Origin of the sequence: Enterobacter sp. WP_7_1 (assembly GCF_003688535.1) — a bacterium.
In the GTDB taxonomy this organism is placed as follows: Bacteria; Pseudomonadota; Gammaproteobacteria; order Enterobacterales; family Enterobacteriaceae; genus Enterobacter; species Enterobacter asburiae.
In genome coordinates this window covers 526,188-539,836 of the sequence record NZ_REFK01000003.1, presented here as the reverse complement: position 1 = coordinate 539,836, position 13,649 = coordinate 526,188, and the positions used below count along the sequence as shown (strand labels likewise).

At 58.8% G+C, this 13,649-nt stretch carries 14 protein-coding genes; 9 read left to right on the top strand and 5 right to left on the bottom strand.

Annotated elements, in window-relative coordinates; translation table 11 throughout:
* Positions 1 to 28: 28 nt before the first annotated feature.
* The 4 genes from BJ885_RS15835 to mltB all read right to left on the bottom strand — a co-directional run bounded on the left by BJ885_RS15835 (position 29) and on the right by mltB (position 3,802).
* Positions 29 to 907, bottom strand: a complete 879-nt coding sequence (locus tag BJ885_RS15835) for a metal ABC transporter substrate-binding protein (protein ID WP_121932293.1) — start codon at positions 905 to 907, stop codon at positions 29 to 31.
* A gap of 14 nt (positions 908 to 921) precedes the next feature.
* The gene (locus tag BJ885_RS15830; protein ID WP_032660373.1) at positions 922 to 1,782 is read right to left on the bottom strand and encodes a metal ABC transporter permease; all 861 of its coding nucleotides are present in this window, start codon (positions 1,780 to 1,782) and stop codon (positions 922 to 924) included.
* The gene (locus tag BJ885_RS15825) at positions 1,779 to 2,432 is read right to left on the bottom strand and encodes a metal ABC transporter ATP-binding protein (RefSeq protein ID WP_029742074.1); all 654 of its coding nucleotides are present in this window, start codon (positions 2,430 to 2,432) and stop codon (positions 1,779 to 1,781) included. Before BJ885_RS15825 ends, BJ885_RS15830 begins: the two co-directional genes overlap by 4 nt.
* 269 nt (positions 2,433 to 2,701) lie before the next feature.
* On the bottom strand, positions 2,702 to 3,802 hold the full coding sequence (mltB, locus tag BJ885_RS15820; RefSeq protein WP_183128636.1) for a lytic murein transglycosylase B: 1,101 nt from the start codon (positions 3,800 to 3,802) through the stop codon (positions 2,702 to 2,704).
* A 252-nt stretch (positions 3,803 to 4,054) separates the two neighbouring features.
* Here mltB and srlA point away from each other — a divergent pair, with 252 nt between their 5' ends.
* From srlA to gutQ, 7 genes are all read left to right on the top strand, one after another.
* Positions 4,055 to 4,618, top strand: coding sequence for a PTS glucitol/sorbitol transporter subunit IIC (gene srlA / locus BJ885_RS15815; RefSeq protein WP_023333189.1), 564 nt, complete (start codon positions 4,055 to 4,057; stop codon positions 4,616 to 4,618).
* A complete protein-coding gene (locus BJ885_RS15810) occupies positions 4,615 to 5,574 on the top strand; it encodes a PTS glucitol/sorbitol transporter subunit IIB (RefSeq protein WP_121932291.1) in 960 nt (319 codons plus the stop codon). Before srlA ends, BJ885_RS15810 begins: the two co-directional genes overlap by 4 nt.
* Positions 5,575 to 5,586: 12 nt before the next feature.
* On the top strand, positions 5,587 to 5,949 hold the full coding sequence (srlB, locus tag BJ885_RS15805; protein ID WP_023308951.1) for a PTS glucitol/sorbitol transporter subunit IIA: 363 nt from the start codon (positions 5,587 to 5,589) through the stop codon (positions 5,947 to 5,949).
* Between the two features lie 14 nt (positions 5,950 to 5,963).
* Positions 5,964 to 6,743 (top strand): sorbitol-6-phosphate dehydrogenase, encoded by a 780-nt coding sequence (gene srlD / locus BJ885_RS15800; protein WP_033146371.1) that lies wholly within the window; start codon positions 5,964 to 5,966, stop codon positions 6,741 to 6,743.
* Positions 6,744 to 6,810: 67 nt separating this feature from the next.
* Complete coding sequence (gutM, locus tag BJ885_RS15795) at positions 6,811 to 7,170, top strand: transcriptional regulator GutM (protein ID WP_047646228.1); 360 nt, start codon at positions 6,811 to 6,813, stop codon at positions 7,168 to 7,170.
* Positions 7,171 to 7,233: 63 nt separating this feature from the next.
* On the top strand, positions 7,234 to 8,007 hold the full coding sequence (locus BJ885_RS15790; protein ID WP_029742069.1) for a DNA-binding transcriptional repressor: 774 nt from the start codon (positions 7,234 to 7,236) through the stop codon (positions 8,005 to 8,007).
* The gene (gene gutQ, locus BJ885_RS15785) at positions 8,000 to 8,965 is read left to right on the top strand and encodes an arabinose-5-phosphate isomerase GutQ (RefSeq protein ID WP_029742068.1); all 966 of its coding nucleotides are present in this window, start codon (positions 8,000 to 8,002) and stop codon (positions 8,963 to 8,965) included. Before BJ885_RS15790 ends, gutQ begins: the two co-directional genes overlap by 8 nt.
* On the opposite strand, the gene norR is transcribed toward gutQ, so the two are convergent.
* Positions 8,962 to 10,476 (bottom strand): nitric oxide reductase transcriptional regulator NorR, encoded by a 1,515-nt coding sequence (gene norR / locus BJ885_RS15780; RefSeq protein WP_121932290.1) that lies wholly within the window; start codon positions 10,474 to 10,476, stop codon positions 8,962 to 8,964. The genes gutQ and norR overlap by 4 nt on opposite strands.
* A 186-nt stretch (positions 10,477 to 10,662) precedes the next feature.
* Here norR and norV point away from each other — a divergent pair, with 186 nt between their 5' ends.
* Positions 10,663 to 12,111: an anaerobic nitric oxide reductase flavorubredoxin gene (norV, locus tag BJ885_RS15775; protein WP_121932289.1), complete on the top strand. Its 1,449-nt coding sequence runs from the start codon at positions 10,663 to 10,665 to the stop codon at positions 12,109 to 12,111.
* Complete coding sequence (gene norW, locus BJ885_RS15770) at positions 12,108 to 13,241, top strand: NADH:flavorubredoxin reductase NorW (RefSeq protein ID WP_121932288.1); 1,134 nt, start codon at positions 12,108 to 12,110, stop codon at positions 13,239 to 13,241. The genes norV and norW overlap by 4 nt, the downstream gene beginning before the upstream one ends.
* Positions 13,242 to 13,649: the final 408 nt, after the last annotated feature.

Sequence of the window (13,649 nt, the reverse complement as noted above, 5' to 3'; positions counted from 1 at the left end):
CGGTACGGACGCACCGGCGGTGGAAAAGTTATTTCATGCTGTCAGCGAGGGTTTGCACATTGTGGCGAAACGCCTTAACGTAGGTGTCCGCCACCCCACCTTTTGCCGACAGCGCTTCGGGGTAAAGCTCCCCCCCGGGCTGCGCGCCCGTCGCCGACGCAATCTGTTTCACCAGACGCGGATCGAGCTGATTCTCCATGAACCAGGTTTTCACGCCGTCGGCTTTGATCTGATTGATAATCTCGGCGACCTGCGCCGCGCTGGCTTCGCTCTCAGACGACAGCCCCTGCGGTGCCATAAACGTCACGCCGTAGGCGCGGCTGAAATAGCCGAACGCGTCATGGCTGGTCAGCACTTTACGCTTCGCCGGCGGGATCTGGCTAAAGCACGTTTTGGCCCAGTTATCCAGCTGGCTGAGCTGCGCGATATACGTTTTGCCAGAGGCTTCCAGCGCGGCTTTGTCCTCAGGATCGGCTTTCACCAGCCCGTTCAGAATGTTTTGCGCATAGAGCGCCCCGTTCGCCGCGCTGTTCCACGCATGGGGATCGGTCACAGTCTTTCCATCTTCCTCAAGCGTGTGGGTTTTCACTCCTGTTGAGGCGACAACCAGTTGCCCTTTGAACCCGGAGGCTTTTACCAGACGATCAAGCCAGCCCTCCAGCCCCAGGCCGTTCACCACCACCACATCAGCCTTGCTCAGGGCCGCGCTGTCTTTCGGCGACGGTTCGAAGGTATGCGGATCGCCGTCCGGCCCGACCAGCGTCGTCACGTTCACATGGTCGCCGCCTACCTCCTGCGTGATATCCCCCAGTATCGAAAAGCTGGTGACCACATTCAGCGTTTTCGCCATCACGCCGTGCGACATCATCCCCAGCGCGAGCGCCACTACAAATCCTGTACGTTTCATCGTTTCCCCTTGCGTTAAAAAAGCGCGCGCAGGCTGCCAGCGAGCCTGCTTCGCGTGCCCAGTAAAATGGAAATAAAGAACAGCGCGCTGGCGGTGAGCACGATGGATGGCCCGGCCGGTAGGCTCATCGCCCAGGAGAGGCTCAACCCCAACCATGCGCAGAAGATACCGCTGATACCCGCCATCAGGAGTAAGGCAGGTAACGTGCGCACCCAGCAGCGTGCCGCCACGGCCGGAAGCATCATCAGCCCGACGGCCATCAGCGTGCCGAGCACCTGAAAACCGGCCACCAGGTTAAGCACCAGCAGCGCCAGAAAAAGTCCGTGCAGCAGGCCAGGCAGCCAGCGGGCGTTCACCTGTAGCCAGGCGGTATCAAACGCTTCTGTGACCAGCCCGCGATAAAACAGCGCCAGCGTGATAAGGGTGAACATACAAACGCCCGTAACAAACAGCGCGGCGTCGTTGTCCACGGCGAGGATGGAGCCAAACAGCAGATGCAGCAGATCGACATTCGACCCGCGCAGCGACACCAGCGTGACCCCCAGCGCCAGCGAGCCAAGATAAAACCCGGCAAAGCTCGCATCTTCTTTCAGCGGCGTGCGTCGACTGACCAGACCGGCCAGCAGCGCCACGGTAATTCCCGCGATAAAACCGCCAATACTCATCGCCAGCAGCGACATACCGCTGAGCAAATACCCCACGGCGACACCCGGCAAAATGGCGTGAGAAAGGGCGTCGCCCATCAGGCTCATCCGACGCAGCTGAAGAAACACGCCGAGCGCGGTGGTGCTGACGGAGAGCGCCAGGCAAACCACCAGCGCGCGACGCATAAAGCCGTACTCAATGAACGGCTGAAAAAAGAGATGCCAGATCATGCCACCCTCACCCGCTCGGTTTTCCACTGGGGAACGTCAGCATCCAGCCGAAGCGTCTGCGGGAAATGGCGCGACACGCGCTCGCTGTCGTGCAGTACCGCGAGCAGCGTTTGCCCCTGCATATACATCTCCAGCATCAAATCCATCAGCACGCTGCTGGTGGCTTCATCGACCCCGGTAAAGGGTTCATCCAGCATCACCAGCGGCGCCTGCTGCACCAGGACGCGGGCAAACAGCATGCGCTGAAACTGACCGCCGGAGAGTTCATCAATGGTGGATAACGCCATGGACTCAAGCCCGACGCGCTCAAGCGCGCCGGCAATGCGCAGCCGCGTTTCGCGACCAAACCCGGAAAAAAGCGAAATGCCCGGCCAGCAGCCCATGCTTACTACGTCCTGTACGGTCAGCGGAAACTGCGCCTCCAGCGCGTGACGCTGTGCCAGCCAGCCGATGACCGGTCGCTTACCCTGCCAGCGGAAGCCGCCGCTGACGGGAGGAATAAACCCCGCCAGCGTTTTTAGCAGCGTGGATTTCCCGCAGCCGTTAGCGCCGATAATGGCGGTCATGCTTCCGCGTTCAATGGTGCCCGAGAGGGGCCGCGTAATCGGCTGGCGTTCATAACCCGCGACCAGTTCATTCATCACAATCATGGCAGTGCCACCGCCCAGCGCACGGCCAGCCCGATAAAGACAACCAGCACCAGCGCCAGCAAAAGCCGAACCAGAGCAGACAGAGAAAAAAGGGACGTTGACATGTCGACACCGAATTAAATGTTATAACATAACAATAATGAAAGGCGGTTAAGATGTAAATGGCGGTTTTGAAAAGGGAGTGTGGCGAAATGTTTCTGCAGGAAATAGGTGCGCGCGGGTGCCCTCACCCCAGCCCTCTCCCACGGGGAGAGGGGGAATAAGATGACTTACTGACTAAACGGTGACGCCGCCGGCACGCGCGCCTGCGATACCGCCAGCCCCAGCTGCCACACCGCCATCGCATAGTGGGTGCTGTGGTTATAGCGGGTGATGGCGTAGAAGTTCGGCAAACCGTACCAGTACTGGTAGCCCGTCCCGACATCCAGACGCAGCAGACTCACCTGATCGACATTGCCCAGCGGCTGCGTCGGCGTTAAGCCTGCCGCCGTCAGCTGTGCGACGCTGTATTTGGTTTTGAAGCCGTTTTCCAGACCAAACGCCTCGCCGTTTGCCTGAACGGCAACCTGGCCGCCCGGCACCCAGCCGTGCGCTTTGAAGTAGTTCGCCACGCTGCCGATGGCATCCACCGGATCCCACAGGTTGATATGACCATCCCCGTTAAAGTCGACGGCATATTGCTTATAGGAGGACGGCATAAACTGGCCGTAGCCCATCGCGCCGGCAAACGACCCTTTCAGATCGAGCGGATCGTCCTGCTCGCTGCGCGCCATCAGCAGGAAGGTTTCCAGCTCGGAAGAGAAATACTCCGCGCGGCGCGGGTAGTTAAAGGAGAGCGTAGCCAGCGCATCCAGGATGCGGGTTTTACCCATCACGCGGCCCCAGCGGGTTTCCACGCCGATGATCCCGACGATGATTTCTGGCGGTACGCCGTACACCTGCCACGCGCGGTTGAGCGCATCTTCATACTGATTCCAGAACACCACGCCGTTTTGCACGTTGTCCGGGGTAATAAACTGTTTGCGGTAGCGCAACCACGCGCCGTTCGGCCCGCTCGGCACCTGGGCGGTTGGTGCCTGCCTGTCCATCAGGCGCAGCACGTAGTCCAGACGCTTGGCCTGAGACAAAATTTCGTGCAGCTGCTGTCTGTCAAAGCCGTGTTTGCTCACCATTTTATCGATGAACTGCTCGGCCGCCGGGTTATTCGCGAAGTCGCCGCCCATCTGCATCATATTGTGCTGCGGCTCCAGCAGGAATCCTCCGGAAGGCGCGCCCGCCGTTTGCTGAACGGCTTCGGTCTTAGGTTTGCTACTACAGGCAGACAGCAGAATAAGCGCAGGCAACAGCGCTGCATAACGACGCTTGAACATGAGACATCCATTTAACGGGTTCGATAAGAACCCAGTATGGTAAAGCATCCGCAACACCTCAAGGAAGCGGTACGCACCTCCCTCACGCAAATCCGCGCTTTTTTCCACCTAAAATCATTCACTCCATCAATAAACTTTCAAAATAATCTATTTTTCTTTCATTGTGAGATCTAATTAACACTTTAAAACCTTTCAAAGTGATTATTATTAGCCCAGTCAGACAAAAACAAAAAAGCCCCACAGGAGAGAAGAATGATAGAAACCATCACCCACGGCGCCGAGTGGTTCATCGGGCTGTTTCAGAAAGGCGGAGAAGTGTTCACCGGCATGGTGACCGGGATCCTGCCCCTGCTGATCAGCCTGCTGGTGATCATGAACGCGCTGATCAACTTTATCGGCCAGCAGCGCATCGAACGCTTCGCCCAGCGCTGTGCCGGGAATCCGCTGTCCCGCTACCTGGTACTGCCGTTCATCGGTACCTTCGTGTTCTGTAACCCGATGACCTTAAGCCTCGGTCGCTTCATGCCGGAAAAGTACAAGCCGAGCTACTACGCCGCCGCCTCCTACAGCTGCCATTCCATGAACGGCCTGTTCCCGCACATTAACCCCGGCGAGCTGTTCGTCTATCTCGGGATCGCCAGCGGTCTCACCACACTTGGCCTGCCGCTCGGCCCGCTGGCGGTGAGCTACCTGCTGGTTGGCCTGGTTACCAACTTCTTCCGCGGCTGGGTGACCGACCTCACCACCGCCATTTTTGAGAAAAAAATGGGCATCCAGCTTGAGCAGAAAGTCCATCTTTCAGGAGCCACAGCATGAACCGGATCCGCATTGAGAAAGGCACGGGCGGCTGGGGCGGCCCGCTGGAGTTCGACGCCACCGAAGGCAAAAAGATCGTCTACATCACCGCAGGCACGCGCCCGGCAATCGTCGACAGGCTGCGCGAGCTGACCGGCTGGGAAGCGGTCGACGGCTTCAAGGAAGGCGAGCCGCCGGAAGCGGAAATCGGCGTGGCGGTGATCGACTGCGGCGGCACGCTACGCTGCGGTATCTATCCGAAGCGCCGCATTCCGACGGTGAATATTCACTCCACAGGAAAATCCGGCCCGCTGGCGCAGTACATCCTTGAGGATATTTACGTCTCAGGCGTGAAGGAGGACAACATCACGCTGGTGAATGGGACTCCCGCGCCGCAAAAAGCGGTCCTGCGCGAGTACGACACCAGCAAGAAAATCACCGAGCAGAGCGACGGCCTGCTGGCGAAGGTCGGGATGGGCATGGGTTCCGCCGTGGCGGTGCTGTTCCAGTCCGGGCGCGACACCATCGACACGGTGCTGAAAACCATCCTGCCGTTTATGGCGTTCGTCTCGGCGCTGATCGGCATCATCATGGCGTCCGGCCTGGGCGACTGGATTGCCCACGGCCTCGCCCCGCTCGCCAGCCATCCGCTCGGGCTGGTGACGCTGGCGCTGATCTGCTCCTTCCCGCTGCTGTCGCCGTTCCTCGGCCCGGGCGCGGTGATTGCCCAGGTCATCGGCGTGCTGATTGGCGTGCAGATTGGTCTGGGGAACATCCCTCCGCACCTCGCCCTGCCCGCCCTGTTTGCCATTAACGCCCAGGCGGCGTGCGACTTCATCCCCGTTGGGCTGTCGCTGGCGGAAGCGCGCCAGGACACCGTGCGCGTGGGCGTGCCGTCAGTGCTGGTCAGCCGCTTCCTGACGGGTGCGCCGACGGTGCTGATTGCCTGGTTTGTCTCCGGCTTTATTTATCAATAAGAGGTTCCTGCGATGACCGTCATTTACCAGACCACCATTACCCGTATCGGCCAGAGCGCTGCCGACGCGCTGAGCGACCAGATGCTGATCACCTTCCGCGAAGGCGCCCCGGCGGATATCGAAGAGTTTTGTTTTATCCACTGCCACGGCGAGCTGAAGGGCGAGCTGAAGGCAGGAAGCCAGCTTGAGCTGGGCGAGGCGCGCTATGCCGTCACCGCCGTGGGCGACGTGGCCGAGCAAAACCTGCGCGAGCTGGGGCACATCACCCTGCGTTTCGACGGCCAGCCGCAGGCCGAATATCCCGGCACGGTTCACGTAGCGGGCCCGGTTCCGCAGGCTGTCACCCCAGGCTGCACGTTAAAATTTGTTGCGTAATTAAGGAGAAACACATGAGTCAGGTTGCCGTTGTCATTGGTGGAGGACAAACCTTAGGCGAGTTCCTCTGCCGTGGGCTTGCCGCAGAGGGTTACCGCGTGGCGGTAGTGGACATTCAGAGTGAAAAAGCCGCCCGCGTGGCGGACACCATTAACACCGAGTTTGGCGAAGGGATGGCGTACGGGTTTGGTGCCGACGCCACCAGCGAGCAGAGCGTGATGGCGCTGGCCCGCGGCGTGGACGAGATTTTTGGGCGTACCGACCTGCTGGTCTACAGCGCGGGGATTGCGAAAGCGGCCTTTATCAGCGATTTCGAACTGGGGGATTTTGACCGCTCGCTGCAGGTGAATCTGGTGGGCTATTTCCTCTGCGCCCGCGAGTTTTCCCGTCTGATGATCCGCGACGGCGTTCAGGGGCGCATCATTCAGATCAACTCCAAATCAGGGAAAGTGGGCAGCAAGCATAACTCCGGCTACAGCGCGGCGAAGTTTGGCGGCGTGGGGCTGACGCAGTCTCTGGCGCTGGATCTGGCCGAGTACGGCATTACCGTGCATTCGCTGATGCTGGGCAACCTGCTGAAATCACCGATGTTCCAGTCCCTGCTGCCGCAGTACGCCACCAAGCTCGGCATCAAGGCCGAGGAAGTGGAGCAGTACTACATCGATAAAGTGCCGCTGAAGCGCGGGTGCGATTATCAGGACGTGCTGAACATGCTGCTGTTTTACGCCAGCCCGAAAGCCTCGTACTGCACCGGGCAGTCGATTAACGTGACCGGCGGGCAGGTGATGTTCTGATCGAGCGGCCTGATGCCCTCACCCCAGCCCTCTCCCACCGGGAGAGGGAACAAAACAAGGAGCCGATATGGTCACCGCACTCATCACCGTCGCCGCCCTCGCCTGGATTTGCCAGATGGCGTTTGGCGGCTGGCAGATCCACCAGTTTAACCGGGCGTTTGATGCCCTGTGCCAGAAAGGCCGCGTGGGCGTCGGGCGGTCCGGCGGCCGATTTAAGCCGCGCGTAGTGGTGGCGATTGCGCTGGATGAAAATAACCGCGTCTGCGATTCGCTCGTCATGCGCGGTATAACCGTCTTCGCCCGCCCGGCGAAAATCCAGGCAATCGACGGCATTTCGCTGCAGGAATTACGGCCTGATGTGATCTTTCCCCATGATCCACTCTGTCAGAATGCACTATCATTAGCGCTTAATCTGAAACATGGATAATTTCGTTGTGAAAGCTATAGACTTGCGAAATTATCATTTCGCAACCTAAGGAACGAAGCGCCTATGAAACCTCGTCAGCGGCAGGCGGCCATTCTCGAGCATCTGCAAAAGCAGGGAAAATGCTCGGTAGAGGATCTGGCCCACTACTTTGACACCACCGGCACGACAATACGCAAGGACCTGGTATTGCTCGAAAACTCTGGTGCCGTCATTCGAACCTACGGCGGCGTGGTGCTCAACAAGGACGAAGCGGACCCGCCTATCGATCACAAAACGCTGATCAATACCCACCAGAAAGCGCTGATTGCCGAAGCCGCCGTCAAATTTATCCACGATGGCGATTCCATCATTCTGGATGCAGGCAGCACCGTCCTGCAGATGATCCCGTTGCTCAGCCGCTTTAACAACATCACGGTGATGACCAACAGCCTGCACATCGTCAACGCCCTGTCGGAGTTCGACAGCGAGCAGACCATCCTGATGCCCGGCGGCACCTTCCGCAAAAAATCGGCGTCGTTTCACGGCCAGCTGGCGGAGAATGCCTTCGAGCACTTCAGCTTTGATAAACTGTTTATGGGCACCGACGGCATCGACCTGAACGCGGGCGTGACGACGTTCAACGAGGTGTTCAGCGTCAGTAAAGCGATGTGTAACGCCGCGCGGGAAGTGATTTTGATGGCAGACTCGTCGAAGTTTGGCCGCAAAAGCCCCAACATTGTCTGTAGCCTTGAAAGCGTTGATAAGCTGATTACCGACGCGGGTATCGACCCGGCGTTCAGGAAAGCGCTGGAAGAGAAAGGAATCGACGTGATCGTAACCGGAGAAAGAGATGAGTGATTTTCTGTTAGAAACGGGCCGCCAGACGCTGATGCTGGAACTGCAGGAAGCCAGCCGCCTGCCGGAACGTCTGGGCGAGGATTTTGTCCGCGCCGCCAACACCATTATCCACTGCGAAGGCAAAGTGATCGTGGCGGGCATTGGTAAATCCGGCCATATCGGCAAAAAGATTGCCGCGACGCTCGCCAGCACCGGCACCCCGGCGTTCTTCGTGCATCCGGCAGAGGCGCTGCACGGCGATCTGGGGATGATTGAAAGCCGCGACGTGATGCTGTTTATCTCCTACTCCGGTTCGGCCAAAGAGCTGGACCTGATTATTCCGCGCCTGCAGGAAAAATCGGTCGCCCTGCTGGCGATGACCGGGAAATCACGCTCGCCGCTGGCGCTGGCCGCCAAAGCGACGCTGGATATTTCCGTTGAGCGCGAAGCCTGTCCGATGCACCTCGCCCCAACCTCCAGCACCGTTAACACCCTGATGATGGGCGACGCGCTGGCAATGGCGGTGATGCAGGCGCGAGGCTTTAACGAAGAAGATTTCGCCCGTTCGCATCCGGCGGGCGCGCTCGGCGCACGCCTGCTCAACAAGGTTCACCACCTGATGCGCACCGACGATGCCATTCCGCAGGTCAAACTCGATACCAGCGTCATGGACGCGATGCTGGAGCTGAGCCGCACCGGTCTGGGGCTGGTTGCGGTGTGCGATGACAACGGGAGCGTCAAGGGCGTGTTCACCGACGGCGACCTGCGCCGCTGGCTGGTGGGCGGCGGCAGGCTGGAAACTAACGTGTCGGACGCCATGACCAAAGGCGGGCTGACGCTGAACGCCGAGAGCCGCGCCATTGAGGCCAAAGAGGTACTGATGAAGCGCAAAATCACCGCCGCGCCGGTGGTGGATGATGCCGGCAGGCTGTGCGGTGCCATCAATCTGCAGGACTTCTATCAGGCCGGGATTATCTAACCCTTCAGTCCCAGACGTTTCGCCAGCCTGTGCAGGTTGGCGACGTCCATCTCCAGCGCCCGCGCGCACGCCGCCCAGCTGCGGTTATTCTGCTCCAGCGCGCGGGTAATCATCTGACGCTGAAACGCCTCCGTAGCTTCACGCAGATTTTCATTCGCTATCTCTGGCGCAGCCTGCGCAACAGCCGGTGCGGTTTCATCCTGGAGCGCAAAATGCCGCGCGTGGATCACCACCTCGTCACCCGAACGCGTCGCCCGCGCCAGCACTACCGCGCGGTGGATCGCGTGCTCCAGCTCGCGCACGTTGCCCGGCCAGCCGTAGCTCAACAGATGCGACCTCGCACCCGGGCTCAGCACCACGCGGGAAAGCCCCATCCTGAGACGGCACTGCTCGCAGAAAAAGCCCGCCAGCAGCAGCACGTCGTCCCCGCGATCGCGCAGCGGCGGCACGGTAAGCGGGAACACGCTCAGGCGATGAAACAGGTCGGCGCGAAACTGCCCTGCCAGCACCGCTTCACGCAGGTCGCGGTTAGTGGCCGCCAGCACGCGAACGTCCACTCTGTGACTGCGGTCATCCCCCACGCGCTGGATGTCGCCGTACTGCAGCACGCGCAGCAGCTTGGCCTGCAGCGACAGAGAGAGCTCGCCGATTTCATCCAGAAACAGCGTGCCGTTATCGGCCATTTCGAACTTGCCGCTGCGATTGCTGATGGCCCCGGTAAACGCCCCTTTAACGTGACCAAATAGCTCGCTTTCCGCCACGCTTTCCGGCAGCGCGGCGCAGTTGAGGTACACCAGTGGGTTCACCGCGCGCGGCGACGCTTCGTGAATGGACTTCGCGACCAGCTCCTTACCGGTGCCGGTTTCCCCGAAGATCAGCACGTTTAAATCTGAGGCGGCGACAATCTCAATCTCTTTTTTGAGCTGCGCCATGCCCGGAGAAAGGCCGATCATCTCCGTGTGCGTCACCTGCTCAAACGCCGCCGGGCTGCCGGGAAGAATGTTCTGGCTCTCCAGCTGTTCAATCAGCAGGGCATTGTTTAGCGCCCCGGCGGCCAGGGCGGCAATCAGGCGCAGCTCTTCGTCGCTAAAGGTGTCGAACTGGTCCGGCGACAGGCCGTCGAGGGTCAGTGCGCCAATCAGGTTTTGTCCGGCAAACAGCGGCAGGCCGATACAGGCGTGCACCTTCAGGCTCTCCTGTCCGGGAATCAACCCGTCGTACGGGTCGGGCAAGTCGCTGTCCGCCGGGAAGCGCACCACGTCACCCGCGCGGGCGATGGTTTCCAGACGCGGATGGCCCTCAAGGGTAAAACGCCGTCCGAGCACGTCCTTCGCCAGCCCGTCGATAGCCAGCGGAATAAACTGCCGCCCCTCGTAGCGCAGCAGCGCGGACGCATCGCACTCAAGCACGTGGCGCAGCGTGGAGATCAGCCGCTGAAAGCGGTCCTGATGGCCGATACCGGTCTGCAGCTCAATGGCGATCTTCGCCAGCACATCTACGGAAAAGCTCATAGTGACCTCGCTGTCATTTTGACAATGTATATTGTCATATTGACACTAATTTTGATAGTCATAATGACTACCCATTACGGCTCGTAAAAATATTAACTAAGTAAAATCAATAAATTAAAAACTGGCACGCAACTTGATATAGGCAAACCATCTTATTTGAAAATGCTGTATTACGTAGAGGTTGCTATGTCTATTCTGGTTAAAAATAACATTCATTGGGTGGGTCAACGTGACTGGGAAGTGCGCGATTTCCACGGGACGGAATACAAAACGCTGCGCGGCAGCAGCTACAACAGCTATCTCATCCGCGAAGGTAAAAACGTGCTGATCGATACCGTCGATCACAAGTTCAGCCGCGAGTTCGTGCAGAACCTGCGCAGTGAAATCGACCTGGACGCCATCGACTACATCATCATCAACCACGCGGAAGAAGATCACGCCGGTGCGCTAACCGAGCTGATGTCTTACATTCCGAACACGCCTATCTACTGCACCACCAACGCCATCGACTCGATCAACGGCCATCACCACCATCCGGAGTGGAACTTCCACACCGTGAAAACCGGCGACGCGCTGGATATCGGCAACGACAAGCAGCTGATCTTCGTGGAAACGCCGATGCTGCACTGGCCGGACAGCATGATGACCTACATGACCGGCGACGCGGTGCTGTTCAGCAACGACGCCTTCGGCCAGCACTACTGCGACGAGCGCCTGTTCAACGACGAAGTGGACCAGACCGAACTCTTCGAGCAGTGCCAGCGCTACTACGCCAACATCCTGACCCCGTTCAGCCGTCTGGTGACGCCAAAAATCACCGAGATCCTCGGCTTTAACCTGCCGGTGGACATGATTGCCACCTCCCACGGCGTAGTGTGGCGTGAGAACCCAACCCAGATTGTGGAGCTGTACCTGAAGTGGGCGGCGGACTATCAGGAAGACCGCATCACTATTTTCTACGACACCATGTCCAACAATACCCGCATGATGGCGGACGCCATTGCCCAGGGCATCAACGAAGTGGACCCAAACGTGGCGGTGAAAATCTTCAACGTGGCGCGCAGCGATAAGAATGAGGTTTTGACCAACGTGTTCCGCTCTAAGGGCGTGCTGGTGGGCACCTCCACCATGAACAACGTGATGATGCCGAAAATTGCCGGTCTGGTAGAAGAGATGACCGGCCTGCGTTTTCGCAACAAGCGCGCCAGCGCCTTTGGCTCCCACGGCTGGAGCGGCGGCGCGGTAGACCGTCTGTCTACTCGCCTGCAGGATGCCGGTTTTGAGATGTCCCTCAGCCTGAAGGCGAAATGGCGGCCGGATATCGACGCGCTCGAAATCTGCCGCCAGCACGGCCGCGACATTGCACGTCAGTGGGCGCTCGCTCCGCTGCCGGAAGCGGCAGCCAAACCCACCGAACAGCAGGAAGCCTGCGCCTGTGTCGCCGCGGCAGGCGCCGATCTCGGCCCGCGCATGCAGTGCAGCGTCTGCCAGTGGATTTACGACCCGGCGCTGGGCGAGCCGCTGCAGGACGTTGCGCCGGGCACGCCGTGGCGCGACGTGCCGGACAACTTCCTCTGCCCAGAGTGTTCACTCGGTAAAGACGTCTTTGACGAACTGGGTACGGAGGCAAAATGAACAACGGTATCGTCATCATCGGCTCGGGCTTTGCCGCCCGCCAGCTGGTGAAAAACATCCGCAAGCAGGACGCCAGCGTGCCGCTGACGGTGATAGCCGCCGACAGCATGGACGAGTACAACAAGCCCGATCTAAGCCACGTCATTAGCCAGAATCAGCGCGCCGAAGACCTCACCCGCCAGACGGCGGGGGAGTTCGCGGAACAGTTTAACCTGCGCCTGTTCCCGTACACCTGGGTCACCGACATCGACGCTGCCGCCCACGTGGTGAAAGCAAAAGAGAAAACCTGGCAGTACGACAGACTGGTGCTGGCCACGGGTGCCTCTACGTTTGTGCCGCCGGTTGAAGGCCGCGAGCTGACGATCACCCTCAACAGCCAGCAGGAGTATCAGGCCAGCGAAACGGCGCTTCGCGACGCACAGCGCGTGATGATTGTCGGCGGCGGGCTGATAGGCACCGAGCTGGCGATGGATTTCTGTCGGGCGGGTAAATCCGTGACTCTGGTCGACCATGCGGCGAGCATTCTGTCGTCGCTGATGCCAGCAGAAGTAAGCAGTCGCTTACAGCATCGCCTGACCGACATGGGGGTGCATCTGCTGTTGAAATCGCAGCTGCAAAGCCTGAGCAAAACCGAAGGCGGCATTCGTGCCACGCTCGACCGCAGCCGCTGCGTTGAGGTAGATGTGGTAATCGCGGCAACGGGCCTGCGCCCGGAAACCGCGCTGGCGCATCGCGCAGGTGCCGAAATACAGCGTGGCGTGAAGGTAAATAGCTACCTGCAAACCACGCAACCTGATATTTACGCGTTAGGTGACTGCGCTGAAATTAACGGTCAGGTACTGCCATTTTTACAGCCAATTCAATTAAGCGCGATGTATCTGGCGAAAAACCTGCTCGGCGGCAGCGCGCCGCTGAAATTACCCGCCATGCTGATTAAAGTCAAAACGCCGGAATTACCGCTGCATCTTGCCGGTGAAACGCAGCGTCAGGATCTGAACTGGCAAATTACCCTCGAACCGCAGGGAATGGTCGCGCGCGGCGCGGATAACGAGGGTCAGATTCGCGCTTTTGTGGTTAGTGAAGACCGGATGAAGGAGGCTTTCGCTCTGCTGAAACTGTTACCTGCTTAACCCTCGCGTTGCCGGGCGGCGCTTCGTTTACCCGGCCAACAATGAGTCTACGCCGACTTAACCTTTGAATTTTATTATTCACCGCCCCGATATTCAGGGGCTTTTTCTTACGCATTCTATTCATCAAATAAATGCAAAGCAGATATATCATCGCCATCAATCCCTTATTTATTATTTTCGTAAATGCTTTAATATGAAACAGCTTAAAAACATCATCCTGTTTTATTATTGGCAGCCGACTCAGTCTGAAAAGACATCATCAGCAGGAGGCAAATCATGGCGAATTTTTATAAATAACTCAATTATCTTTCTCGTTATTTCACACAAGAGAAGAATGCGGAATATATTTATTCCGCAAAAGTCCTACATTTTCAGCATCTTTTTTATCGGTATGCCGCTATGCGCCAG